The organism is Citrobacter sp. wls613, assembly GCF_005281195.1.
Lineage (GTDB): Bacteria > Pseudomonadota > Gammaproteobacteria > Enterobacterales > Enterobacteriaceae > Citrobacter > Citrobacter gillenii.
Window position 1 is genome coordinate 106,344 of record NZ_SZXN01000090.1, and the last position, 24,292, is coordinate 130,635.

General features: G+C 52.6%; 24 protein-coding genes. 3 read left to right on the top strand and 21 right to left on the bottom strand.

Features of this window, described 5'->3' with window-relative positions; genetic code table 11:
- Positions 1–178: 178 nt before the first annotated feature.
- Positions 179–508: a biofilm peroxide resistance protein BsmA gene (gene bsmA / locus FDX01_RS22630; RefSeq protein ID WP_137400493.1), complete on the top strand. Its 330-nt coding sequence runs from the start codon at positions 179–181 to the stop codon at positions 506–508.
- 147 nt (positions 509–655) lie between these two features.
- On the top strand, positions 656–931 hold the full coding sequence (yjfN, locus tag FDX01_RS22635) for a DUF1471 family protease activator YjfN (protein ID WP_135912687.1): 276 nt from the start codon (positions 656–658) through the stop codon (positions 929–931).
- Between the two features lie 85 nt (positions 932–1,016).
- Here the strand turns inward: yjfN and FDX01_RS22640 are convergent, their stop codons facing one another.
- From FDX01_RS22640 to nnr, 21 genes are all read right to left on the bottom strand, one after another.
- The gene (locus FDX01_RS22640) at positions 1,017–2,639 is read right to left on the bottom strand and encodes an isovaleryl-CoA dehydrogenase (protein ID WP_137400494.1); all 1,623 of its coding nucleotides are present in this window, start codon (positions 2,637–2,639) and stop codon (positions 1,017–1,019) included.
- Positions 2,640–2,723: 84 nt separating this feature from the next.
- The gene (locus FDX01_RS22645; protein WP_137400495.1) at positions 2,724–3,890 is read right to left on the bottom strand and encodes a glutathionylspermidine synthase family protein; all 1,167 of its coding nucleotides are present in this window, start codon (positions 3,888–3,890) and stop codon (positions 2,724–2,726) included.
- Between the two features lie 2 nt (positions 3,891–3,892).
- Positions 3,893–4,534, bottom strand: a complete 642-nt coding sequence (locus FDX01_RS22650; RefSeq protein WP_117342427.1) for a DUF1190 domain-containing protein — start codon at positions 4,532–4,534, stop codon at positions 3,893–3,895.
- A gap of 9 nt (positions 4,535–4,543) precedes the next feature.
- Entirely contained in the window at positions 4,544–4,942 is a 399-nt protein-coding gene (locus FDX01_RS22655; RefSeq protein WP_137400496.1) for a DUF350 domain-containing protein, read from the bottom strand.
- 17 nt (positions 4,943–4,959) lie between these two features.
- Entirely contained in the window at positions 4,960–5,619 is a 660-nt protein-coding gene (locus tag FDX01_RS22660) for a YjfK family protein (protein ID WP_096758577.1), read from the bottom strand.
- Positions 5,620–5,677: 58 nt separating this feature from the next.
- Entirely contained in the window at positions 5,678–6,376 is a 699-nt protein-coding gene (locus FDX01_RS22665) for a PspA/IM30 family protein (protein WP_137400497.1), read from the bottom strand.
- Positions 6,377–6,391: 15 nt separating this feature from the next.
- Positions 6,392–6,796 (bottom strand): DUF2170 family protein, encoded by a 405-nt coding sequence (locus FDX01_RS22670; RefSeq protein ID WP_137400498.1) that lies wholly within the window; start codon positions 6,794–6,796, stop codon positions 6,392–6,394.
- 122 nt (positions 6,797–6,918) lie between these two features.
- The gene (gene rlmB, locus FDX01_RS22675; RefSeq protein WP_096758580.1) at positions 6,919–7,650 is read right to left on the bottom strand and encodes a 23S rRNA (guanosine(2251)-2'-O)-methyltransferase RlmB; all 732 of its coding nucleotides are present in this window, start codon (positions 7,648–7,650) and stop codon (positions 6,919–6,921) included.
- Positions 7,651–7,723: 73 nt separating this feature from the next.
- Positions 7,724–10,186 (bottom strand): ribonuclease R, encoded by a 2,463-nt coding sequence (gene rnr, locus FDX01_RS22680; protein ID WP_096758581.1) that lies wholly within the window; start codon positions 10,184–10,186, stop codon positions 7,724–7,726.
- A gap of 38 nt (positions 10,187–10,224) precedes the next feature.
- Positions 10,225–10,650 carry a nitric oxide-sensing transcriptional repressor NsrR gene (nsrR, locus tag FDX01_RS22685; RefSeq protein ID WP_096758582.1) on the bottom strand — a complete coding sequence of 142 codons (426 nt, stop codon included), beginning with the start codon at positions 10,648–10,650 and terminating at the stop codon, positions 10,225–10,227.
- A 216-nt stretch (positions 10,651–10,866) separates the two neighbouring features.
- Positions 10,867–12,165 carry an adenylosuccinate synthase gene (gene purA, locus FDX01_RS22690; protein ID WP_096758583.1) on the bottom strand — a complete coding sequence of 433 codons (1,299 nt, stop codon included), beginning with the start codon at positions 12,163–12,165 and terminating at the stop codon, positions 10,867–10,869.
- A gap of 102 nt (positions 12,166–12,267) precedes the next feature.
- Positions 12,268–12,465, bottom strand: a complete 198-nt coding sequence (locus tag FDX01_RS22695; protein WP_096758584.1) for a DUF2065 family protein — start codon at positions 12,463–12,465, stop codon at positions 12,268–12,270.
- A gap of 82 nt (positions 12,466–12,547) precedes the next feature.
- Complete coding sequence (hflC, locus tag FDX01_RS22700) at positions 12,548–13,552, bottom strand: protease modulator HflC (RefSeq protein WP_115259618.1); 1,005 nt, start codon at positions 13,550–13,552, stop codon at positions 12,548–12,550.
- 2 nt (positions 13,553–13,554) lie between these two features.
- Complete coding sequence (gene hflK / locus FDX01_RS22705; RefSeq protein WP_137400499.1) at positions 13,555–14,811, bottom strand: FtsH protease activity modulator HflK; 1,257 nt, start codon at positions 14,809–14,811, stop codon at positions 13,555–13,557.
- A gap of 189 nt (positions 14,812–15,000) precedes the next feature.
- On the bottom strand, positions 15,001–16,281 hold the full coding sequence (hflX, locus tag FDX01_RS22710) for a ribosome rescue GTPase HflX (protein ID WP_096758587.1): 1,281 nt from the start codon (positions 16,279–16,281) through the stop codon (positions 15,001–15,003).
- Between the two features lie 74 nt (positions 16,282–16,355).
- Positions 16,356–16,667, bottom strand: coding sequence for an RNA chaperone Hfq (gene hfq / locus FDX01_RS22715; RefSeq protein ID WP_096758588.1), 312 nt, complete (start codon positions 16,665–16,667; stop codon positions 16,356–16,358).
- A gap of 84 nt (positions 16,668–16,751) precedes the next feature.
- Entirely contained in the window at positions 16,752–17,702 is a 951-nt protein-coding gene (gene miaA / locus FDX01_RS22720; RefSeq protein ID WP_096758589.1) for a tRNA (adenosine(37)-N6)-dimethylallyltransferase MiaA, read from the bottom strand.
- A complete protein-coding gene (mutL, locus tag FDX01_RS22725; RefSeq protein WP_137400500.1) occupies positions 17,695–19,551 on the bottom strand; it encodes a DNA mismatch repair endonuclease MutL in 1,857 nt (618 codons plus the stop codon). Before mutL ends, miaA begins: the two co-directional genes overlap by 8 nt.
- Before the next feature lie 9 nt (positions 19,552–19,560).
- Positions 19,561–20,895, bottom strand: a complete 1,335-nt coding sequence (amiB, locus tag FDX01_RS22730; RefSeq protein ID WP_137400501.1) for an N-acetylmuramoyl-L-alanine amidase AmiB — start codon at positions 20,893–20,895, stop codon at positions 19,561–19,563.
- A 17-nt stretch (positions 20,896–20,912) separates the two neighbouring features.
- Positions 20,913–21,374 carry a tRNA (adenosine(37)-N6)-threonylcarbamoyltransferase complex ATPase subunit type 1 TsaE gene (gene tsaE, locus FDX01_RS22735; RefSeq protein WP_096758592.1) on the bottom strand — a complete coding sequence of 154 codons (462 nt, stop codon included), beginning with the start codon at positions 21,372–21,374 and terminating at the stop codon, positions 20,913–20,915.
- Positions 21,364–22,893 (bottom strand): bifunctional ADP-dependent NAD(P)H-hydrate dehydratase/NAD(P)H-hydrate epimerase, encoded by a 1,530-nt coding sequence (gene nnr / locus FDX01_RS22740; RefSeq protein WP_137400502.1) that lies wholly within the window; start codon positions 22,891–22,893, stop codon positions 21,364–21,366. The genes tsaE and nnr overlap by 11 nt, the downstream gene beginning before the upstream one ends.
- On the opposite strand from nnr, the gene queG reads away from it, so the two are divergent.
- Positions 22,892–24,031 (top strand): tRNA epoxyqueuosine(34) reductase QueG, encoded by a 1,140-nt coding sequence (gene queG / locus FDX01_RS22745; protein ID WP_137400503.1) that lies wholly within the window; start codon positions 22,892–22,894, stop codon positions 24,029–24,031. The two genes, nnr and queG, sit on opposite strands and share 2 nt — an antisense overlap.
- The last annotated feature ends 261 nt before the right edge of the window (positions 24,032–24,292 follow it).

Consider the following 24,292-nt stretch of genomic DNA (forward strand, 5'->3'; position numbering starts at 1 on the left):
CGCCTCTTTTTTTCTGGTATGCCATGGCGAAATACTTAACGCAAGTGAATGTGTGCGGCAATGATTCATAATGTTGAGAACTGGGTTACGCTTTCGCAACATTTTCATTCGAAAATCGCGTGAGAGATAACAATTCGGGAACATTCCCCCTAAAGGGAAATTAATAAGGCACTACACTATGGCTATCAGGAAACGAGATAGAGTTATGCGTCGGTTTGCCTCTTTGACGCTGGTGATGTTGTTAAGCGCCTGTAGCGTGCTGCAGGGCACGCCACAACCGGCACCGCCCGTCGCCGATCACCCACAAGAAATCCGCCGTGACCAGAGTAATGGGTTACAGCGATTGGGGGTTGTGAGCGCGTTGGTAAGAGGTTCTCCAGATGATGCGCTGGCAGAGATCCGCGCCAAAGCCGCTGCGGCTAAAGCTGATTATTACGTTGTCTTATTAGTCGATGAGACCATCGTAACAGGCCAATGGTATTCACAAGCCATTTTGTATCGTAAATAACATTGGGTTGAAATTTAGTCAGTTTTACATTGCTTTGCGCCCCTATGCGTTTTCCTGTGCACAATAAACCAACAGCAGGGAGCTGGAGGTTTATTCTCGCGATGGAATGCCCTGCCACGTGTAGGGGTACGAATAATGGAGCTGACGATGAAACAATCACTAGCCTTATCCTCACTGCTGCTTTCTGCTGGAATGGTGGATACCACGGCACAGTCTGCCGAGTTCGCCAGCGCTGACTGCGTAACGGGTCTCAACGAAATTGGCCAGATATCTGTCAGTAACATTGCGGGAAATCCGCAGGATGTGGAGCGTGTTGTGGCGTTAAAAGCGGATGAGCAAGGTGCCTCATGGTACCGGATTATTCAGATGTACGAAGAACAGCAGCCCGATAACTGGCGCGTACAGGCCATACTTTATGCATAACAGATTGCCGGATGGCGTAAACTTATCCTACCTACAACGAACGTAGGCAGGATAAGACGCGCCAGCGTCGCCATCAGGCATATTATTACCGTAATCCCCCCGTTGCCCGCAGTAGCAAATCATTCTGTACCTGTTCAGACAACTTCATCCCGCCGCGCGTATCCAGCATCATCTGACACCAGGCCTGCGCCACGGGCGGAGACGCATAACGCAACATCTGCGTCCCGCAGCCGAGCAGGAACAGCTGCTGGGTAATTTCCCGTCCCAGCGCTTCACTGGGTTTGTGTAAATGCGGCTGTAGCTTACGCACCATTCGATCGTAATGCCTGTCTTGCCCTTTGACCTCGGCAAAGGCCTCGCTGAGCATGTCGACCATACCAGGTTGTTTCGCCAACACCCGCAGCACATCAAGGCACATGATGTTGCCAGACCCTTCCCAGATGCTGTTGACCGGCATTTCACGGTATAAACGCGGCAGCTCACTCTCTTCGCAATAGCCTGCACCGCCGAGCACCTCCATGGCCTCTGCAACAAATGGCATACCGACTTTGCAGATGGAAAACTTGGCTGCCGGGGTGAACAACCGGGCCCACAACGCTTCTTTCGCATCCGTTCGACGATCCCAGGCCCGCGCCAGGCGAAACAGTAGCGCGGTTTGACCTTCCAGTTGAAGCGCCATGCGGCTTAATACCTGTCGCATCATCGGTTGCTCAATCAACGGCTTGCTAAATACCTGGCGTTGATGCGCATGATAAATGGCGACAGAAAAAGCGCGTCGCATCATACTGTGGCTCCCCAGCGCACAGTCAAAACGCGTCATGCCGCCCATTTTCAGAATATGGCGAATACCTTCACCTTCTTCTCCCAGCAGCCAGCCCATCGCGTCCTGAAACTCAACCTCACAGCTGGCATTAGAGCGATTGCCTAGCTTATCTTTCAGGCGCTCAAGACGGATGGAGTTACGCTGGCCATCAGGTAAAAATCGCGGCACAAAAAAGCAGGATAAGCCGCCCCCGGCCTGCGCCAGCACCAGATGGGCGTCACTTTGCGGTACCGAGAAGAACCATTTATGCCCCACCAGCCGATACGCGCCATCCGCCAGCCGTTCTGCCTGAGTGGTATTGCTCAGCACATCCGAGCCACCCTGCTTTTCCGTCATCCCCATACCAATCAGCAGGCCGCGTTTTTGCCCGCCGGGCAGAAGATGAGAATCGTAGCGATCGCTACGCAGCGGCGTCAGCCAGTCATGAAATTGCGAAGGTAACATCTGGAGTAACAACGGCGTAGCGGCAAAGGTCATGGTCACCGGGCATAAGGTTCCCGCTTCCACCTGTGCATGCAGCATAAAACGTGCAGCTCGGGCAACAAACGTTCCCTGCCGCGCATCCTCTTCCCAGGCAAGATTATGCACGCGGTTGGCGCACAATCCCTGCATCAGTAAATGCCAGGCGGGATGAAAGCGCACATCATCCAACCGCTGCCCCTGCGGATCGTATCGCAGCAGTTCAGGCGGATACGCGTTAGCCAACCTACCCAGTTCAAGCGATTCTGCAGTGCCTAATTGCTGACCAATACTGGCGAGGAGATCGCTATCCCAGGCAGCGCCTTCGCGGTTGACTGCTTCACACAGTGCTCCATCCGATAGGTATAAGTTGCTGTTATTGAGTGGTACAGGTTGGTTAAAAACGGTATGCGTTTGCCAGTGCATTGTGTCTCCCTCCATCAATGGCCATCGCCTTAAGTATGGTCAGAACCACACTCTCTGCGAAGGAGGGAGATCACAAAAGTACGTTTAGCCAGCAATGTAATGAGGAATAAACCGAGAAGTATCTTTCGTAATCAACGTATTGTCTTCACGGATCCCCATGCCGCAGGCTTCATCGTCGACGATCCAACTACCAATCAGCGTGTAGCTATCGCCAAAACGCGGCAGCGGCTGAAACGCCTGATAGATCATCGGTTCTTCTGCGTAGTCGCCATCAGCATGTTCAACAATCTGCTGCTGACCATTAAAAATGGTGACGTTGCCCCCCTCACGGGAAAATATCGGTTTGCGTACATAGCTTTCGCCGGGTGCAATTTTTGACGTTTCACCTTCGAACCAGGCTGGCAGGAGGTTTGGATGGTTGGGGAAGTATCGCCACAGCAGAGGCATCAACCCTTTGTTACTGAGCACGCTCTTCCACAGTGGTTCGACCCACTGTTCCCGGCGATGACGTAGCAGCGGACCGTTATCGTCACGCATCATCCACTCCAGAGGATAGAGCTTAAAGGCGCGACGAATGACGTTGTCATCAAGATCCGTCAGCACACCGCCGATGCCAAGCCCCAGATCCTCAACATAAATAAACCGCGACGCTTGACCTGCCTGCTGCGCACAATCCTGCAAATACAGCACGGTGGTGCGATCTTCGTCGGAATCTTCGCAGCAGCAGAAGTAAAACGGCTCCGGACTGTAAAGCTCACTAAAACGGGCGATCAGACGTTCCTGGATAGCGTTGTACTGGTCAGTGTCCCGCGGGATCGCCCCACTGTGGCGAGCATCTTCCAGCCATAGCCACTGGAAATACGCCGACTCGTACAACGACGTTGGTGTATCAGCGTTGTATTCCAGCAGCTTGACCGGCGAATTGTTGCCACACCAGACAAAATCCATTCGCCCATACAGCGAAGGATCGCGATTGCGCCAGCTCTCAGCAATAACATCCCAGTACAGTGGGGGAATGGCCAATTGCTGAAGAATCTGCTCGTCCTTAACTGCTCGCTCAACGACGTCCAGACACATTTGATGCAACTCAGCAGTAGGCTTTTCGATCTGCTCTTCAATTTGCCGTAGCGTAAAGCGATAAGCCCGGCTTTCATCCCAGTAGATTTCGTTGTCGATAATGTGAAAATCAAAACCATGATCGTAGGCGATCTGGTCCAGATCCTGGCGAACAGGAATATCATGTCGTAACATCGTTAGCCTCCCCAGTGCCCGCGCGCGCTGGACGAACGCCCGTAACCCCCGCGAGAAACCGTCGAGACTTTCTTCGTCGTGTAGGCATGCGTCGTGGCGGTATCGTTTTTTCCGCTACCGGAACGCCAGGCATAGTCGCCTGAGGTCGTACGCCAGACGGGGCGGGAAACGTATGATGAGCCGCCACTGCTGTAAACATACTGCTCGTCACGATCTTTGCGAATCACCCGACTGAGCAAAAAACCGGTAAACACCGGCACCCAGCTCTGATCGGTGCTATCAAGGTAGCAATCGCCAAACTGGGTCTGACAACTCGCCTTACTTAATTGCGTTGGCACTTTGCCATAGAACTCTGTCTTGGCATTGTTCCAGCCGTCCGCACACACGGTAGCGGTATTACCGTCATCAATACATTCGCTCACCGTGGAGTAAAACCGGCCGTCTCCGTCGTTGTCCGAGCCTGTATCATCCCCGCATCCCTTGAGGATAAAAAATGCTGCGCCGCCCATAATCGCCAGCGTCAGATACTTTCCACTGTAGCGACTGCGTTTTTTCTCAAAGGGATTCACCGGGCGATTCATTCGGGCGATCGCCGAATGACCTGTTCCCAATTTCTTTTGTCCGGATTTACGTTTTCTAGCCATGATCGTCCATTACCATGTCATACAGGCGGCATTAAAAATCCCGCCAGCCAGCGCAGCGGTTCCCATAAACAGTCCCGCAGCGGTGTTGTGGTTAATAATTTTTTCACTCAATGCTGGCATATATAAGCGTACACCACCGTAGATAATAAGCTGTATCACCAACGCAATACCGCCCCAGGCAAAATAATCAGGAATACTGACCACGTTGATTGCTGCGCTGGATAAAGGAATAACATAGCCCAGCAGCGTGCCGCTAAATGCCAGAGAGGCTGCCGTATTGTTATTTTTAATCAACTGCCATTCATTGTGCGGTGTTATCTTTGAATAGATAATAAGAAAAATTATCACCATGGCCGCACCAATAAAAAAATAGGCACAAAAGGCCAGTAATGATTCCAGGATATGCATTGTTTTCGTCCCTGACGTTAACCAATAATATTAAGAGATGTTAATGGGATATCGACACCCAGCGCCCGTGAGAATATCCACTCTGGCTCGCCTTGTTCATTGAACGACTCTTCGCCGTTCAACAGCAGATATTCCCAGGTATCTGCTGTTACCTGTCGTTGGTAGCCCATGGTAAAGTTATGCACTTCCCACTTTGCATGCTGCTGATTCTCGACCTTTTCCAGCATGTAGACTGGCTCAATATTCCCCGGTTCTTCGTCATTAAAAAAACGCTGCCAGTGCTGACCCTGCCAGAAAAGCGCTGGCATGCCGATCTCTGCCGGGCTAATGGCGGACTGCCAGTGTTTTTTCTGAGTTAAGCCATAGCTTTCTTCATACACAAACAGTTTGATATCGTCGATATCATCCATATCTGACCCGCCGGTAGTATTGATTTGCAGAAATTCCTCGCCCGAGGTGTAGTAGCGGAAAATCTGGCTTCCACCGCCCAAATTAATATGGCTGATTGCCGCAACGGTATACTCCTCGCCGGGCAACACCACCAACAAATCCTCTTCTAACAGGCGAAACGCCAGTGTGTCGAGCGTAAACCCTGCGCTCAAATGTAGGCCCAATGGGCCACGAACGGGCGTAGCGGCCTCTGCTGTGCCAAATATACGCTGTAAAAAAGTCGACATCGTTATCCCTTACTAACCTGCCAGCTAGCAATCTTTGCGGGCAGGCTTTGCCGTATAATTACTCGCCTTGCTGGCGTTGTAGTCGCGCCAGCACATCCTGGGCAGAACTTTTGTTGGCAGCGCCAATGCCGACTTCAGCCAGTTTCTCGTCCAGATCACGTCCGTCAGCCACTTTCTCCAGCTGTGTTGCCGCATCCAGCCGGGCCTGTCGCTCTGCCTGACGTGTTTGCAGACGTTTAAGTGCCTCTGCTGCCGTCGATACGCTGGAGGAAGCCCCGACTGTAGATGTTGTCACGGCCTGTTGAGCGCGCTGCATCGCTTCCGTTGCCTTAACCACCTCAAGCTGCTGTTCAAACTGAGCAATCCGCTGGCCCGTTGCGGTAACGGCCTTTTCAACGCCATCACGTGAGATTTCTAAGTTAGTAAGCACTTGCTGTTCAGCCGCAATCACGTTCTCCAGACGCGCGATCTCTTCAGCGACTTCGTTAATTAACGACGGATTGACGTTTTTACTTAGCGCTTCCAGCGCCCGCGCTTCAAGAGTGGACTGACGTTCGCGCAGATCTTTCAGTTTGTCATTGCTCAGTTTCACGCGTGCCAACAGGTCAACTCGCGATTTCCCGGCTTTTTCCAGTTCATTTCTTGCGTCACGAATGTGTTGCTCCAGCATTCTGACGCCCTGTGCTTCTTCGATTGACTCTTCTGCCTGAGAAAGCACAGATTTGCCGAGGGTAAACAGGCTTTTCAAGATTCCCATCAACAGCGTTCCTTGTTATTCGTGAGTATATTCTTCAGTGATTTCCGCCAGATCTAGCGCGTTATCCACGAGCGTTGTCATTTCAAGCACCACGTCCTCTAATGTGGAGTTCAGCGACAGCGCACCAAATGCGACGTAGTATTCATCCTGCCGCACACGAGAAATGCCTACAGACGACAGTGGAAGCAGCTTTTGATTGCGTAATAAGAAAAGATTAAATGCGTCCTGATGCTGAATATTATTCACTGGGCAAATAACAGTTTCGATAATCATCTGGCGGGAGGTAAATAGAATACTGAGAAGTAAGCCTCCATAATCATTCATTTTAATAATCAATGACTGCTCATTACTTATAATATCTATATTTAAACCATGAAAATTAGTGAGCGCTTTAGTCAGCACCTGCGGGGTCCATGCCATATATAAATCCTGTATGTTATACTTAAATAAATATAAAAATATTTTCCTTCTCTTATTAGAATATCAGTTTTAGATAAAAAAAAGCCATCCGAAATTGGATGGCTTTTTCTGAAAACTAACGTTTATCCACGCTGGCGGACGGCCTCAAACAGGCAAATCCCCGTCGCAACAGAAACGTTAAGCGATGAAACGCTCCCCGCCATCGGAATACTGATCAGCTCATCACAATGTTCGCGGGTCAGACGACGCATGCCTTCGCCTTCTGCGCCCATCACCAATGCCAGACGACCGGTCATTTTACTCTGGAACAGAGTATGGTCCGCTTCACCGGCGGTTCCGACGATCCAGATATTCTCTTCCTGCAGCATACGCATGGTACGTGCCAGATTGGTCACGCGGATCAGCGGTACGTTTTCAGCAGCACCGCAGGCTACTTTTTTCGCCGTGGCATTCAGCAACGCAGAACGATCTTTCGGTACGATAACCGCGTGCACACCGGCAGCGTCTGCGCTACGCAAGCAAGCACCAAGGTTGTGCGGATCGGTGACACCATCGAGGATCAAAAAGAACGGTTGATCAAGTGAGGCAATCAGATCCGGCAGATCGTTCTCCTGATACTGACGACCCGGTTTCACGCGGGCAATGATTCCCTGATGAACTGCACCCTCACTTTTCTCATCCAGGAACTGGCGATTCGCCAACTGGATGACAACACCCTGGGCTTCCAGGGCATGGATCAGCGGCAGCAGGCGTTTGTCTTCACGCCCTTTGAGAATAAAGACCTCCTGAAAGCGCTCAGGCGCACGCTCAAGCAGGGCCTGCACCGCATGGATGCCGTAAATCATTTCACTCATGAATATACTCGTTAAGATAGTTTAAGTGTAACGCCGGGCAACGCGTGGCCGCCCGGCTTACGGTTTATGGCTGTTATTGCGCGACGTTCTTTTTCGCCGCGCGTTTGGCTTTGGTGGCGGCCGCGATTTTAAGCGTTTTTGTCGAGGGCTTTTTCGCTTTTTTATCGCCTTTTTTCTCAGCCGTTTTTTTATCCGCCTGAGGTTTGGCTTTGCCTTTTTTCTCGCCGCGGAATGCGCTATCCGGTTCGAAATTCACCTTTTTTCCCGCCTGACGACGTCGGCCGGTGCTTTTACCCGTATCGCCTTTCTTCGCTTTTTCACGCGCAGTTTTACCCTCGTTGCGCGGGGCACGTTCGCTGGAGATCAGGCTAAAGTCGATTTTACGCTCGTCCATGTTGACGGCTTCCACACGCACTTCGACGCGATCGCCCAGGCGATACATCTGACCGCTTGATTCACCGGTCAGGCGTTGCCCAACCTGATCGAAGCGATAGTAGTCGTTATCCAGCGAGGAGACATGCACCAGGCCGTCAATAAACAGTTCATCTAGGCGAACAAAGAAGCCAAAACCGGTCACACTGGCAATGACGCCTTTAAAGACATTACCGACCTGATCCAGCATGAAGTCACACTTCAGCCAGTCAGATACATCGCGCGTAGCTTCATCAGCACGACGTTCTGCCATAGAACAGTGCTGACCCAGTTGCAGCATCTCTTCCATCGAATAGTGGTAGCCACCGGTTTCCGTGGTATTGCCTTTGTGGCCCTGCTCCTGCGCCAGCAGATACTTGATCGCACGGTGCAAAGAGAGGTCCGGGTAACGACGGATCGGCGAGGTAAAGTGGGCATAAGACTGCAGCGCCAGACCAAAGTGACCGCGGTTTTCGGGATCGTAAATCGCCTGCTTCATCGAGCGCAGCAGCATAGTTTGCAGCATTTCTGCGTCAGGTCGATCGGCAATCGACTCCAACAACTCGGCGTAATCGCGCGGCTCGGGTTTGTTGCCGCCCGGCAGCTCCAGTCCCAACTCCGCCAGCACGGAACGGAAGGAGGTAATCGCTTCAGTCGTCGGCTTGTCGTGGATACGGAACAATGCCGGCTCTTTGGCTTTCTCAACAAAACGTGCCGCTGAGATGTTCGCCAGGATCATGCACTCTTCGATCAGCTTGTGTGCGTCGTTACGCTGAGTCTGCTCAATGCGTTCAATACGGCGTTCGGCATTGAAGATAAACTTCGCTTCTTCGCTCTCAAACGAGATGCCGCCGCGCTCTTCACGGGCTTTATCCAACACTTTGTAGAGATTGTGCAGCTCTTCAATGTGTTTCACCAACGGTGCGTATTGCTCACGCAGTTCCTCATCACCCTGCAGCATGTGCCAGACCTTGGTGTAGGTCAAACGCGCATGGGAGCTCATCACCGCTTCATAGAATTTGTAGCCCGTCAGACGCCCTTTCGTGGAGATGGTCATCTCACAAACCATGCACAGCCTGTCTACCTGCGGGTTCAGCGAGCATAACCCGTTGGAAAGGACTTCCGGTAGCATCGGTACAACCTGCGACGGGAAGTAGACGGAAGTCCCGCGGCTGCGCGCTTCCTGGTCCAGCGGGGTAGGCGGACGCACGTAATAACTGACGTCAGCGATAGCAACCCACAAACGCCAGCCACCGCCGCGTTTCTTCTCACAGTAGACTGCGTCATCAAAGTCACGCGCATCCTCACCATCAATTGTCACCAACGGCAAATCACGCAGGTCAACACGACCGATTTTGGCCTCTTCCGGTACTTCTTCTTTCAGCCCGGCGACCTGTTTAACGACTGCATCAGGCCAGATATAAGGGATTTCGTGCGTACGCAGGGCCATATCAACGGCCATGCTGGTACCCATGTTGTCACCCAGCACTTCAACAATTTTACCCACCGCTTTAGTGCGACGAGTCGGGCGCTGGGTCAGTTCAACCACCACCACGAAGCCCATGCGGGCGCCCATCACCTCTTCTGGTGGGATCAGGATATCAAAGCTGAGACGGCTGTCGTCCGGGACGACAAAACCTACGCCCGCATCGGTAAAGTAACGACCGACAATCTGACTGGTTTTCGGCACCAGTACACGCACAATACGCGCTTCGCGGCGGCCTTTACGATCCGCGCCCAGCGGTTGCGCCAGTACTTGATCGCCATGGATGCAGGTTTTCATCTGCTCACTGGAGAGATACAGATCGTCTTTACGTCCTTCGACGCGCAGAAAGCCGTAGCCATCACGGTGGCCAATAACGGTACCTTTCAGCAGGTCAAGACGCTCCGGCAGTGCGTAACACTGCCGGCGGGTGAAGACCAGTTGCCCATCACGCTCCATCGCGCGCAGGCGGCGACGAAGCGCTTCGAGCTGCTCTTCGCCTTCAATGTTGAGTTCAACGGCCAGCTCATCGCGGTTGGCCGGTTTTTCACGTTTAGTTAAATGTTCGAGGATAAATTCCCGGCTCGGGATGGGATTCGCGTATTTTTCTGCTTCGCGTTCCTGGAAAGGATCATGTGACATCGAGGTTCCTCCATTGTCAGCTCTGATGAAGATTTTCGTCACTCCACCAGCAATAATTTATATAGCGGTTGATTCTTTTCAACCAAATCAGCAAGTGTGTAGTTGTCCAGTTCCGTGAGAAAACTTTGCACTGCCTTAGAAAGCGCCTGTTTGAGTCGACAGGCAGGGGTAATGTGGCAAAACTCGCTGCTGCAGTTGACCAACGTCAACGGCTCCAACTCGCGGACCACATCACCAATACCAATATCCTTTGCCGCTTTGCCCAAGCGGATACCGCCATTTTTTCCACGGATAGCAGTAACGAAGCCAGCCCGGCTAAGTTGATTAATTATTTTGACCATATGATTACGGGACACGCCGTAGACTTCTGTCACCTCAGAAATACTGGTCATACGTCCTTCGGGTAGCGACGCCATGTAGATTAGCGCACGTAATCCGTAATCGGTGAAACTCGTTAACTGCACATCAACCTCTGGAAAAAGGATAAAACGGATAAGCCTGGTAGTATTAATTATATTGATGATAAACCAGCCACCAGCCAGGTCGCTAATTTATTTCAATTCGGGAAGGAAAAAAGCGAGGAACCTACATGATTTTAAGCCAGATACTGATACAAAGCCTTGCATCCGGCTTGCTTTAAAGCAAGCGCAGCGCCATCTGACGCTACGCTACAACCTACATTATGCGTCGAACGGGTCGCGCAGAATCATGGTTTCAGTACGGTCTGGGCCAGTTGAAATGATATCAATCGGCACACCGGTCAGCTCTTCAATACGCTTGACGTAGTTCAGCGCTGCCTGCGGCAGACCGCTACGCTCTTTCACACCGAAGGTGGACTCAGACCAGCCAGGCATGGTTTCGTAGATCGGCTCGATGCCTTTCCAGTCGTCAGCTGCCAGCGGGGTAGTCGTGACTTCACGGCCATCCGGCATACGGTAAGCGACACAGATTTTCACTTCTTTCAAACCGTCCAGGACGTCCAGTTTGGTCAGGCAGAAGCCAGACAGGGAGTTAATCTGTACTGCACGACGCACAGCAACGGAGTCCAGCCAGCCGGTACGACGACGACGACCAGTGGTTGCGCCATATTCGTTACCCTGCTTGCACAGGAACTCGCCGACATCATCAAACAGTTCGGTCGGGAACGGACCCGCACCTACACGAGTAGAGTAGGCTTTGATGATACCCAGAACGTAGTCCACATAACGCGGCCCCAGGCCGGAGCCGGTCGCCACGCCACCTGCGGTGGTGTTGGAGGATGTTACGTACGGATAGGTACCGTGGTCGATATCCAGCAGCGTACCTTGCGCACCTTCAAACATGACGAAATCGCCACGCTTACGCGCCTGGTCCAGCAGATCGGAGACATCAACAACCATAGAGGTCAGGATGTCGGCAATCGCCATCACATCATCCAGCACTTTCTGGTAGTCAACGGCTTCAACTTTATAGAAATTCACCAGCTGGAAGTTGTGATATTCCATCACTTCTTTCAGTTTTTCAGCGAAGGTTGCTTTATCAAACAGATCGCCAACGCGCAGACCGCGACGTGCTACCTTGTCTTCATAAGCTGGCCCGATGCCACGACCGGTGGTGCCGATCGCTTTCGCGCCACGTGCTTTCTCACGCGCATTATCTAACGCAACATGATAATCAAGGATCAGCGGACACGCTTCAGACAGCAGCAGGCGCTCACGGACAGGAATCCCGCGGTCTTCCAGTCCTTTCATCTCTTTCATCAGCGCGGACGGAGACAGCACAACACCGTTACCGATGATGCTGATGACGTTTTCGCGAAGAATACCTGATGGAATAAGATGGAGGACGGTTTTTTCACCGTTGATTACGAGAGTATGGCCTGCGTTGTGACCACCCTGGTAGCGCACAACATATTTAGCCCGTTCAGTCAGGAGATCGACGATCTTCCCTTTACCTTCGTCACCCCATTGGGTGCCCAGTACGACGACGTTGTTACCCATTTTTCAAAATCACCGTTTGCTTAAAAATGGATTCTACCACCGCTTTTTCAGATATACAGCACTTTTTGCATGCGGAAATCCGTAAATTAGTCTACTTATTGGTCAGCCAATCGTTTTCTTCAACATGTAGTAGACCACCACGCCTGCAACCACAAGACCTCCACCAAAACGCCGCAAAATATTTTCAGGAAGTTGCGCCATTGCCCCGATCATTTTCTTCCAGGCACTGGGATAAAGCATCGGACCCAGTCCTTCCAGCACCAAAACCAGCGCGAGTGCCAACAAAATTGTTGAGTTCATCCGTTGTCCTTATCTAAAAAGAAAACCACCGCATCCTTGGGGATGCTGGTGGTTTTGCTGGTTTAAAACCGCGGGTGCGAGTTTAGCGTGTTGCGTTGCTCGGCGTCTTCATGTAGCGGAAGAAATCGCTGTCCGGGCTCATGATCATCACGTCCTGATTGCCTTCGAAGCTCTTCTCATAAGCACGCAGGCTACGGATGAAGGCGTAGAAGTCAGGATCCTGACTGAATGCATCAGCAAACAGTTTAGCGGCTTCTGCATCGCCTTCACCGCGCATAATACGGCCCTGACGCTCAGATTCTGCCAACGTTTTGGTGACTTCATAGTCCGCTGTTGCACGCAGTTTTTCCGCTTCTTCCTGACCCTGTGAACGATGGCGACGTGCTACGGCTTCACGCTCAGCACGCATACGGTTGTAGATCGCCTCAGACACTTCAGCAGGCAGGTTGATTTGCTTAATACGCACGTCAACCACTTCGATCCCCAACGCCGCCATACTGTTCGGGTTGATGACCGGTACTTTACCGTTGGTTTCAGCCTGAACACGCTCAGCCGCTTCGGCAATCGCGCTATCCGCTGCCGGCGTTGCGACTTCGTCTTCCGTACCTGCAGAACCCGAGTTCAGCGCGTCACGGACTTCCAGCGTTAAGCGACCACGAGAGTCGGTAACGATGTCTTTTACGTCCAGACGACCAATTTCAGAACGCAGACGGTCAGAGAACTTACGTTTCAGCAGAACTTCTGCCTGAGAAACATCGCCACCGCCCGTTGCCAGGTAGTAACGGCTGAAGTCACTGATACGCCACTTGATGTAGGAATCAACGATCAGGTCTTTCTTCTCTTTGGTGACAAAGCGATCGGCCTGGTTGTCCATGGTCTGAATACGCGCATCAAGCATCTTCACGGATTCAATAAATGGAATCTTGAAGTGCAGACCCGGTGCAACAACCAATGGTTTGTTGTCATCGTCACGTAAAACTTTGCCAAAGCGCAGAGTAATACCACGCTCGCCTTCTTTGACCACAAAGAGAGACATGAACAGCACTACCAGAACGATGATGATAATCGCAATAACTGACTTACGCATCGTTATTCCCCCTGACGCTGGTAGTCGTTACGCTGCGCGTTAACGCGGCGTTGGTCCATAATATCGCCCTGACTGGTGGACGAAGTGTTGCTTGCTCCCGTGCTGGAAGAGGATGCTGGCGGCAGAGTCAGCAGGTTTGAGCTGCTCTGACTCTTGGCTGCCGGAGCGCTGCCGCCTTTTAGCATTTGATCCAACGGCAGAACCATCAGATTGCCACCCTTGTCGTTAACCAACACCTTACGGGTATGGCTCAGCACTTTTTCCATGGTCTCGATATACAGACGCTCGCGAGTAATTTGCGGTGCGGCTTTATATTCCGGCAGGATTTTGGCAAAACGCGCCACTTCACCCTGAGCTTCCAGGATGGTTCGTGTTTTGTATGCACGCGCTTCTTCAAGAATACGCTGCGCCTGACCATTAGCACGCGGCTGTACTTCGTTGGTGTACGCTTCTGCTTCACGAATGTACTGCTGCTCGTTTTCACGCGCCGCAATGGCATCGTCAAATGCCGCTTTCACCTCTTCCGGCGGACGAGCAGCCTGGAAGTTGACGTCCAGCAGGGTAATACCCATGTTGTATGGACGAATGGTCTCTTCCAGTTCACGCTGGGTATCGCTACGAATAACGGTACGCCCTTCGGTCAGGATACGGTCCATGGTGTATTTACCGATAACCCCACGCAGTGCACTGTCGGTTGCCTGACGCAGACTGTCATCAGCACTGGTCACGCTAAACAGATATTTCTGCGGGTCGGTCACGCGGTACTGCACGTTCATCTCAACGCGCACGACGTTTTCGTCAGAAGTCAGCATCACACCGGAGGCTGCCAGTTCACGCACGGCTTCAACGTTTACCGGCGTAACGGTATCCACAAATGTCGGTTTCCAGTTCAGACCCGGCTCAACCAAATGGCTGAATTTACCGAAGCGTGTCACTACGCCGCGTTCCGCTTCTTTAATGGTGTAGAAACCGCTGGCTGCCCAGATAATGACAATAGCGGCAGCAGCAATAGTAAAGACTCGACCGCCCAGTTGCGGACGCGGGCCTTGCGATGAACTACCGCCACCACCAGAGCCTGTACCTTTACCGCCACCCAGACCACCGAGTTTTTTACTCAGCTTGCGGAAGATATCATCAAGATCGGGAGGCCCCTGCTCGCGACCACCTTTGTTTCCATTTCCCTCAGGGTTGCCGCCAGGTTTGCTGCTTCCCCAGGGGTCGCGGTCTTGTCCGTTATTACCGGGCTGATTCCACGCCATGTTTGTGCTCCATATTTGTTATGCGATGCTATACCTGCGTCTTTTGCGTTGCAGATGCGTTGGCTACGCCCTTCACCCCCAGTCACATAGTTGGCTATGCGTTTGGGGATGCCGGGACTTGCCGCCTTCCTACCGTACAAAATCCACGAGGTATAGAGGCGAAAAAATCTTCAGGCCATATCCGACAGGTCAGACAACATAGTCTTCCAGTGCCGGTTCTTGTTTACAGAGGCGACGCCAGTCAACGATCGGCATACGTACTTGCAGACCTACGCTGCCGTCCTCCTCCATCCACTCTCTTTCTATTGCCTGAAGTTGGTAAAACCGGCTTCTCAGACGCCCTTCCTGCGGCGGCAAACGCAGCGTATGCTGCGCAACCTCGCCAGAAAGACGCTCTGTTAAAGCCTGAAAAAGCTGTGGTATGCCAATACCGGTTTGCGCTGAAACCCAAACGCGGATTGGTTTATTTTCTTCATCTCTGTCGATACGCGGTTCAAAATCGTCCAGCATATCGATTTTATTCATTACCAGCAGAGTCGGGATCTCATGCGCATCGATCTCTTCGAGTACCGTATCGACGGCCTCAATGTTTTCCTGCACACGAAAATCTGCCGCATCAATAACGTGCAGCAGCAATGTCGCCTGACGAGTTTCCTGTAAAGTGGCTTTAAATGCCGCTACCAGGTCATGCGGTAAATGACGGATAAACCCTACGGTATCCGCCAGCACGGTTTCGCCGACGTCCGCCACATCGATACGACGTAGCGTCGGATCCAGGGTCGCAAACAGTTGATCTGCTGCATAAACCCGGGCTTCGGTTATCTGGTTGAACAGGGTGGATTTTCCGGCGTTGGTATATCCCACCAGTGATACGGTTGGGACATCCGCTTTCTTGCGCGACTGCCGCCCCTGCTCACGTTGCTTTTCAACTTTTTGCAGGCGCGACTGGATCTGCAAAATACGATTACGCAGCAAACGACGGTCGGTTTCGAGCTGGGTTTCACCCGGACCGCGCAAACCAATCCCGCCCTTTTGCCTTTCAAGGTGGGTCCAGCCACGGACCAGACGCGTAGCCATATGGCGCAACTGCGCCAGCTCAACCTGCAACTTACCTTCATGGGTACGCGCACGCTGGGCAAAAATATCTAAAATGAGACCGGTCCTGTCGATAACAAGACACTGGCATAACTGTTCCAGGTTACGTTCCTGGGCAGGGCTCAAAGCATGATCAAAAATCACCACCGCAGCGCCAGTCGCTTTTACGGCTTCCGCAATTTCGATTGCCTTACCTTCACCAACAAAAAACTTCGGGTGCGGTGCTTTACGGCTCCCGGTAATCACCTGCATTGCTTCGACACCGGCGGAAGAAACCAGAGATTCAAACTCCTGGAGGTCTTCCATATCTTTGTCTTGCGAAAAATAGATGTGTACCAGTACCGCCTGCTCACCGGCATCATAACGGTCAAACAAGCGTCAACCCCTTAATATATATCAACGGGGAACGCAGGATCTCTGGCTCCCCGTGTGTAAAACAGCCCAAAACCTTATTCGGTTTCTTCGCTGTCCTGTTGCGCAGAAGAACCCTGCGCGCTGCTACCATGATGGTAGTTACTGCTACCTGTGCCGCCGGTGGCATTATTGCTGTGATGAGATACCGGGCGAGACGGGACAACAGTAGAAATCGCGTGCTTGTAAACCATCTGGCTGACCGTGTTTTTCAACAGGATCACGAACTGATCAAAAGACTCGATTTGACCTTGCAGTTTAATACCATTCACCAAATAAATAGAAACTGGAACACGTTCCCGACGCAATGCGTTCAGGAACGGATCTTGTAAAGATTGCCCCTTAGCCATTCTCTCTTTTCCTTATATGCTTATTTGTACTTTGAACCTTTCGATTCTGAAAAATTGCGCACGATACGTTTCAATTGTACACATTCAATTCGCGATAGCACCAACAACCTGTAATACTTCGTTTCGCGCCTGGTCAGGCTTTTCACTGTCAAGCCAGTGCACCCCTTCCCAACCACGTAACCAGGTTACCTGCCGCTTCGCCAATTGCCTCGTGGCGCAAACACCTCTATAAACCATTTCATCGTATGAAATTTCGCCTTCAATGTACGACCACATCTGGCGATACCCAACACAACGAATGGAAGGCAAATCCGTATGCAAATCTCCTCGGGCAAAAAGCGCCCGGACTTCTGCTTCAAAACCTGAAGCTAACATCTGATGAAAACGCTGCTCAATTCGCTGATGGAGCAGTTCACGGCTCGCCGGGGCGATTGCAAACTGATGCACCTGATACGGCAAAGCATCTCCTGACGTTTGCGTCAGCTCCGTTAAAGTTTTACCCGAAATGAAAAAAACTTCCAGTGCCCGGGAAAGTCTTTGCGGATCATTTGGATGAATCCGCGCCGCAGCAACCGGATCGATCTCCTGAAGCTGTCGGTGTAACGCATCCCATCCACGCTCTGCCGCCTGCTGCTCAATGCTGGCTCTGACCTCCGGGTCCGCCGACGGTAACGGCGACAACCCTTCCAGCAAGGCTTTGAAATATAACATTGTGCCACCCACTAACAGCGGAATTCGTCCCGCTGCGGTGATATCGGCCATCTCCGCTAGCGCATCGCGACGAAAATCCGCTGCAGAATACGCCTGCGCTGGATCGCGAATATCCAGCAATCGATGCGGCGCAGCCTTTAACTCTTCAGCATCCGGCTTAGCTGTACCGATATCCATCCCCTTGTAGATAAGGGCGGAATCAACGCTTATCAACTCTACTGGCAAAACTTTACGCAATTCAATTGCTAATGCCGTTTTACCGGAGGCCGTCGGCCCCATCAAAAATAGTGCCTTTGGCAGGCTCGCCTTACTGATATCACTCATGTTTCAGGGCGTTCATTACCGAATGTAAGTCAACAGGTTGTAACAGACCACCCGGCGGCGCCTTCACTAACTGTGGGCATAGCCGCTCAACATCCGTTAACAGCGTAATGGCCTGAGCCATGCTCCACTGCGGATGTTCACTTATGACGTTTCGCGCAATCCACTGTGCAATATCGCCAGGTTCGGATACGGACTGCAGCGCCAGGTAGCCTATCAGTTCAGGAATCAAGATTTGTAAATTTTGTTGGCGTAAGGGTAAAGGCACCGCTCGGATGGTCACATGCTGCGCATCCAGTTGAAATTCAATGCCCAACTCAGCCAACTGACTCTGTGCTTTTTCCAGTGCCGTCTTCTCATCATCGGTCACTTTCAAACGCAAGGGGATCAGTAACGGCTGGGCGCAAACGGGTCCTTGCGCTGGCGTTAACTGCGCCTGACGCAGCCAGCGCTCGGCCACCGGCAACGCCAGCAGGCGAATATGACCGTCACATTCCAGTAATGCACAGTCAGCCCCCACGATCGTCAATACACGACCAAAACTTTGGCTATTTCCGGTAAGCGGTGCCGCGGGTGTTTCAGGCATCGTGGTTTTATGCGTTGGCGCAGGTGTCTGCAGCAGTTGCTGATAAACTTCCCCCTGCTGCTTTTGATACCCAGGCTGATCATGTGGCCAACTGGCACTCGTCTGACGGCCACCACCACCGCCTGCCGATACGGAATAACGCGGCGTAGCCGGTTCACGCGCGGGGGCAGATTCGGCAAAGTGGTTTCGTCCAGCCGCAACCCGGTTCTCCGGGATATGCCTTGGCGCAGGCGTGTCGTCATCGGCCAACGGCAGCGACGTTTCAAGCTGCTGTTGCAATACGCTCAACACCCCCTGATAGATAAAGTCATGCACCAGCCGGGACTGATGGAAACGGACTTCATGCTTGGCAGGATGCACGTTAACGTCCACCTGATGCGGGTCGATTTCCAGGTACAGGACAAACGCAGGCTGTTGATCGGCCCCAAGTTTGTCTTCACAGGCCTGACGGATAGCATGGTTGATCAGCCGATCGCGCATCATACGGCCATTCACATAGCAGTACTGTATTTCGGCCAGCGCCGTCGTGGTGTGATTCGGGTCAGCGACCCAGCCACGCAGCGTTAAATCTCCATGCTGCCACTCAATCGCCAGCGCATGCTCCAGAAACGGCGTGCCGCAAATCGCGCCCAGACGACGCTCTTTCTGCCCATCGGCGGCGACTGCACGGTACTGACGCACCATTTTACCGTTATGCGACAAATTTATGGTCACATCAAAACGCGCCAGCGCAATGCGGCGGATAATCTCGTCGATATGGTTAAATTCGGTTTTCTCGGTGCGCATGAACTTACGCCGTGCTGGCGTGTTGTAGAACAGATCCAACACTTCCAGCGTGGTGCCCACCGGATGTGCGGCAGGTTTAATCGTCACATCCATATCGCGCCCTTCGGCATAGGCCTGCCAGGCTTCGGATTGTTCTTGCGTACGTGACGTCAGGGTTAAACGAGAGACCGAGCTGATGCTGGCCAGCGCTTCCCCGCGAAATCCGAGGCTAACAATAGCTTCGAGATCGTCAAGGGAGGCAATTTTACTGGTCGCATGACGCGCCAGCGCGAGCGCCAGCTCGTCTTTTTTAATGCCGCAGCCGTTGTCACGAATACGGATCAGCTTGGCGCCACCACGTTCGATATCAATATCAATGCGCGTTGCACCCGCATCGATACTGTTTTCTACCAGTTCTTTAACCACTGACGCAGGCCGTTCTACCACTTCACCTGCGGCAATTTGGTTCGCCAACTGTGGCGGTAGAACCTGAATCGGCATGGCTAATCCTTAATTGGTTAACGTGTCGCCCGGCGAAATGGCACTGGCAGTTTGCGCCGGTGCGCCCTGTGGCCCGGTTTGCATCGGATGCGACTGGAAGTAATTACGCAATCCTTTGTAAATCGCCTCGGCCAGCTGCTGCTGATAATCATCGCTCGCCAACAATCGTTCTTCGCTGTTGTTACTGATAAAGCCGGTTTCAACCAGCACAGACGGGATATCCGGCGAACGCAATACGCCAAGACTGGCGTGCTCCGGACGACGCTTATGCATCGAACCAATGTGCTCCAGCTGGCCGATCATACTGGTTGCCACATCATACCCTACACGCTGTGAATGACCGAACTGCAGGTCCAGCACCGCCTGACTCAAATACGGGTCGGACTGACTGTTGGCCAGCACATCACCCGCGCCACCCAACAGCTCCGATTGCTTCTCGTGCTGTTCCAGCCAGCCAGCCATTTCAGTGTTGGCTCGACGGTTTGACAACACCCAAACGGAAGCACCCGTGGCATCCCGGTTGGGTGCCGCATCCGCATGAATGGAGACCAGGAAGTTGGCATTTTGTTTACGCGCCACGTCAGAACGGCCCATCACCGAGATGAAGTAATCGCCGTCACGAGTGAGTACGCCCTTAAACATCGGATCGTCATTGAGCAGACTGCGCAGCTTACGCGCGACGGCGATGGTGACGTTTTTCTCACGCGTGCCGCCAGGACCAATCGCGCCAGGATCTTGTCCACCGTGCCCGGCATCAATCGCAATGACCACTTTATCGCCATTATTGTTGCTCACCGCCCGAGCGGCAGGCCGCGTGGCCGTATTACTGTTGATGACGGCTGTCGTGCGATTATTTTCCGTTTTAAACGGGTTACGCGCAGGTTCTGACGGACGCGGAGCGACAACGGGTGCTTCAACGCGCTTCACCACCACAGGAGGTGGCGGTGGCGGCGGAGGTGCATCAGCATTGATGGTAAACACCACGGTATAGTTACCGCCGTTTTGCCGTTTTACAGCGGCGGCTTTTCCGTTCTCGGTTAAATCGACAACCAGTCGCAAAGACTGTGGATCGTTCGGTGTACCCGCACGGATGGCCTTAACCAGGTTATTACCGCTAAACAGCAGCGGCAGTCCCTGAATCACGCCGGTTTGTTTAATATCCAGCGCAACGGTGCGCTTCCCGTCCTGCGAAACAGCATATTCAGGCTCGCCAATAAAACTGAGCGTAATCCGCGCCTGCTGTTCGCCGTTAGAAACCTGAAGATCGGAAAGGCTGGCGGCCCCTGCCTGCGCGCACAGCAGGACCAGGGTTGCCATCAGCCAATTTCTGATGCGATAAATCATCCCGCCACCCTTTAAGGTTATTCGGCTAAACGCGCCAGCAATAAATTACCCGATGAGGAGACGGCACTTACGCGCGCCTCTCGACCTTGCGCCTGGTATTCGATGTGTATTTCGACGTCCGGGTCCGGGAGCACACCTTTACCTTGTTGTGGCCATTCCACCAGGCAAATTGCATCATTGGCAAAATAATCACGGATCCCCATAAATTCGAGCTCCTCGGGGTCCGCAAGTCGGTACAGATCGAAGTGATATACCATTAAATTTTCAAGCGAATAGGGTTCGACCAGCGTATAGGTGGGGCTTTTTACATTGCCTTTATGACCTAGCGCCTGCAGGAATCCCCGGCTGAAGGTGGTTTTACCCGCGCCTAAATCGCCGTACAAATAAATAACCGTTGCGCCGTCACAGGCCTTCGCGACCCGCAGTCCCAGGTCTAATGTCGCCTGTTCATCCGGTAGCGGAATTACTCTATTCATCATGATAAACGTCAATCACATCAGGGTTAACAATACGCTGTAGCGTGGTAAAGAGATCTGTCGCCAGCATGCCGCGCGTACCAAATCGCGCCGCCAGCACATCCGCTGCCGCGCCGTGCGCCACACATCCCGCACACGCAGCATCATACGGGGTAAGCTTCTGTCCGAGCAATGCGCCAATGATTCCGGAAAGGACATCACCCATACCGCCGCTGGCCATTCCTGCGTTACCGGCATCGATAATGGCTAATGCATTGTGCTCCGAGGCCACTACCGTACCCGCGCCTTTCAGCACCACCACACCTCCGTACCGTTTTACCAGACGTTGTGCAGAAAGTAAGCGATCGTCTTCAATTTCTGTAATGGAGCAGCCCAACAGTCGCGCAGCCTCGCCCGGATGCGGCGTGATCACGCGATTGTGACGTTTATCGGGATTGATTGCCAGCAGGTTAAGCGCATCGGCATCCCACAGCATCGGTTTGCGAAAATTCTCAACTTTTTGCAGTGCTTTTTTTCCCCACTCTTGCTGCCCAAGTCCGGGACCGATGACCACGACATCCGCCCACACCAGACTTTCCTCCACCGCGCGAGGCGTCAACTCATCGACCATCAGTTCCGGACGGGCGGTCAGGATCGGTGCAATATTTTCACTGCGCGTGAGCACCTTAACCAATCCGGCACCAGCGCGAAGCGCCGCTTCACCGGCCATGCGTATGGCGCCTGCTGTGCCATAGTCACCCCCGATGATCGCCAGTCGACCATGGTCACCTTTGTGCGATGTTGCGCGGCGTGGTGTCAGCCAGCATCTAAGCTGTGAGGCATCAACGCGCTGAATGGGCGCGTCCTGCCCCGCCAGCCAGGCATCCAGCCCGAGCGCGTTAAAATGGATACACCCTGTGACATCACGCGCTTTGCCCGTGATCAGACCGGGCTTCAATGCAATAAAGGTAACGGTATGGGCAGCATGAATCACCGCTCCGGGCGTTCCCCCCGTCTGCGCCAGCAGACCGGAAGGAATATCAATAGCCACTGTGGGAGCAGAATGCACATTCGCCTGTTTGATTAATGTCGCCAGTGGGTCGCGAGGTGCATGTTTTAAGCCGGTGCCGAGCAACGCATCGATAATCACATCCACCTCTTGCGGCCAGATAATATCCGGGGCGTGGATAACGCCACCTGCGTTCAGCCAGGCATGACGAGCATGTTCTGCCTCCTGTGGGAGCGGTTTGTCGCTTTCTTGCGCTAATAGCGTGACGTGAATCCCCGCGGCTTTGGCAAGTCTCGCCACGACATAGCCGTCGCCGCCGTTATTACCGTGGCCACAGAGCACCAGCCAGTGCCGAGCGGCGGGATATGCATTGCGAGCAACCTGGAACGCCGCCTCTCCCGCACGTTGCATCAGCTCATACAGCGTCAGCCCAAGGCTGTCTGCCGCCTCATGTTCCATCCGTTTGATGTCATCGGCGTGCCAGATGGAGTGTGGTATACTTGCGGGGTTTTTCTTCATTGTATGGTCCGTCATGTCAGAGCCCCTCGATCTCAATCAGTTAGCACAAAAAATTAAGCAGTGGGGGCTGGAACTTGGCTTTCAGCAGGTCGGTATTGCCGATACAGACCTTAGCGAAGCCGAACCCAAACTGCAGGCCTGGCTGGATAAACAATACCATGGCGAAATGGACTGGATGGCCCGTCACGGTATGATGCGCGCCCGCCCCCACGAGTTATTACCCGGAACTTTACGCGTCATCAGCGTACGGATGAATTATCTCCCCGCCAACGCCGCGTTTGCCAGCACGCTAAAAAATCCGTCGCTAGGCTACATCAGCCGTTATGCACTGGGCCGTGACTACCATAAGCTGCTGCGTAACCGTTTAAAAAAGCTGGGAGAGTTGATCCAGCAGCATTGCGTTTCGCTGAATTTTAGACCTTTTGTCGATTCTGCGCCCATTCTGGAGCGTCCGCTGGCGGAAAAAGCCGGACTTGGCTGGGTTGGTAAGCACTCACTAATTCTTAGCCGTGAAGCCGGGTCATTTTTCTTCCTTGGTGAACTGCTGATCGATTTACCGCTTCCGGTGGATCAGCCTGTAGAAGAAGCCTGCGGCAGATGCGTGGCCTGTATGACCATTTGCCCCACGGGCGCCATCGTTGAACCCTACACCGTTGATGCCCGCCGCTGTATTTCCTATCTCACGATCGAACTAGAAGGCGCTATCCCGGAAGAGTTTCGCCCACTGTTGGGCAACCGAATCTATGGCTGCGATGACTGCCAGCTCATTTGCCCCTGGAATCGCTATTCGCAGCTCACTGTAGAAGATGACTTTAGCCCACGTAAACAACTGCATGCCCCGGAACTGATTGAGCTGTTTGGCTGGAGCGAAGCGTGGTTTTTAAAAGTGACGGAAGGTTCGGCTATTCGTCGCATCGGACACTTGCGTTGGTTGCGAAATATCGCCGTCGCGCTGGGAAATGCCCCGTGGGATGAAACCGTAATAAATGCGCTGGAAAATCGCAGAGGTGAGCACCCACTTCTCGACGAGCACATAGAATGGGCGATTGCGCAGCAGATTGAGAAAAGAAATGCCTGCGTGGTTGAAGTGCAGTTACCGAAGAAACAGCGGCTGGTCAGGGTGATTGAAAAAGGTCTGCCGCGTGATGCTTAAGTCATCCACAGCTTGTGCATAAAAATAAAAACACATTGATATTCAAGAAGGAAAAAATCGTCAAGTGATCACATTAACAATTTGAAATGATAATTAATTCATTAAATTCAAATGGTTATAAATATACTATTCACCAAGCGAAGTTTTTTGCATTCCAGGAATATTACTCTGACCTGTGGATAAGTCTGTTTACAAGAGTATGTCAAAGACAAAAGAAAACAGCCCCAACGCGATTATTCGTTGTGGATATGTTTATTGAGA

Excerpts from the sequence above, each read along its gene's own strand:
- mutL (WP_137400500.1), bottom strand. The coding sequence starts at position 19,551 with ATGCCGATTCAGGTTCTACCGCCACAGTTGGCGAACCAAATTGCCGCA.
- FDX01_RS22645 (WP_137400495.1), bottom strand. The coding sequence starts at position 3,890 with ATGTTACGACATGATATTCCTGTTCGCCAGGATCTGGACCAGATCGCC.
- FDX01_RS22640 (WP_137400494.1), bottom strand. The coding sequence starts at position 2,639 with ATGCACTGGCAAACGCATACCGTTTTTAACCAACCTGTACCACTCAAT.
- hflC (WP_115259618.1), bottom strand. The coding sequence starts at position 13,552 with ATGCGTAAGTCAGTTATTGCGATTATCATCATCGTTCTGGTAGTGCTG.
- queG (WP_137400503.1), top strand. The coding sequence starts at position 22,892 with ATGTCAGAGCCCCTCGATCTCAATCAGTTAGCACAAAAAATTAAGCAG.
- FDX01_RS22660 (WP_096758577.1), bottom strand. The coding sequence starts at position 5,619 with ATGTCGACTTTTTTACAGCGTATATTTGGCACAGCAGAGGCCGCTACG.
- FDX01_RS22665 (WP_137400497.1), bottom strand. The coding sequence starts at position 6,376 with ATGGGAATCTTGAAAAGCCTGTTTACCCTCGGCAAATCTGTGCTTTCT.
- rnr (WP_096758581.1), bottom strand. The coding sequence starts at position 10,186 with ATGTCACATGATCCTTTCCAGGAACGCGAAGCAGAAAAATACGCGAAT.
- amiB (WP_137400501.1), bottom strand. The coding sequence starts at position 20,895 with ATGATTTATCGCATCAGAAATTGGCTGATGGCAACCCTGGTCCTGCTG.
- rlmB (WP_096758580.1), bottom strand. The coding sequence starts at position 7,650 with ATGAGTGAAATGATTTACGGCATCCATGCGGTGCAGGCCCTGCTTGAG.
- purA (WP_096758583.1), bottom strand. The coding sequence starts at position 12,165 with ATGGGTAACAACGTCGTCGTACTGGGCACCCAATGGGGTGACGAAGGT.
- bsmA (WP_137400493.1), top strand. The coding sequence starts at position 179 with ATGGCTATCAGGAAACGAGATAGAGTTATGCGTCGGTTTGCCTCTTTG.
- miaA (WP_096758589.1), bottom strand. The coding sequence starts at position 17,702 with ATGAGTGATATCAGTAAGGCGAGCCTGCCAAAGGCACTATTTTTGATG.
- hfq (WP_096758588.1), bottom strand. The coding sequence starts at position 16,667 with ATGGCTAAGGGGCAATCTTTACAAGATCCGTTCCTGAACGCATTGCGT.
- FDX01_RS22695 (WP_096758584.1), bottom strand. The coding sequence starts at position 12,465 with ATGAACTCAACAATTTTGTTGGCACTCGCGCTGGTTTTGGTGCTGGAA.
- yjfN (WP_135912687.1), top strand. The coding sequence starts at position 656 with ATGAAACAATCACTAGCCTTATCCTCACTGCTGCTTTCTGCTGGAATG.
- FDX01_RS22655 (WP_137400496.1), bottom strand. The coding sequence starts at position 4,942 with ATGCATATCCTGGAATCATTACTGGCCTTTTGTGCCTATTTTTTTATT.
- nnr (WP_137400502.1), bottom strand. The coding sequence starts at position 22,893 with ATGACGGACCATACAATGAAGAAAAACCCCGCAAGTATACCACACTCC.
- hflK (WP_137400499.1), bottom strand. The coding sequence starts at position 14,811 with ATGGCGTGGAATCAGCCCGGTAATAACGGACAAGACCGCGACCCCTGG.
- FDX01_RS22650 (WP_117342427.1), bottom strand. The coding sequence starts at position 4,534 with ATGGCTAGAAAACGTAAATCCGGACAAAAGAAATTGGGAACAGGTCAT.
- tsaE (WP_096758592.1), bottom strand. The coding sequence starts at position 21,374 with ATGATGAATAGAGTAATTCCGCTACCGGATGAACAGGCGACATTAGAC.
- FDX01_RS22670 (WP_137400498.1), bottom strand. The coding sequence starts at position 6,796 with ATGGCATGGACCCCGCAGGTGCTGACTAAAGCGCTCACTAATTTTCAT.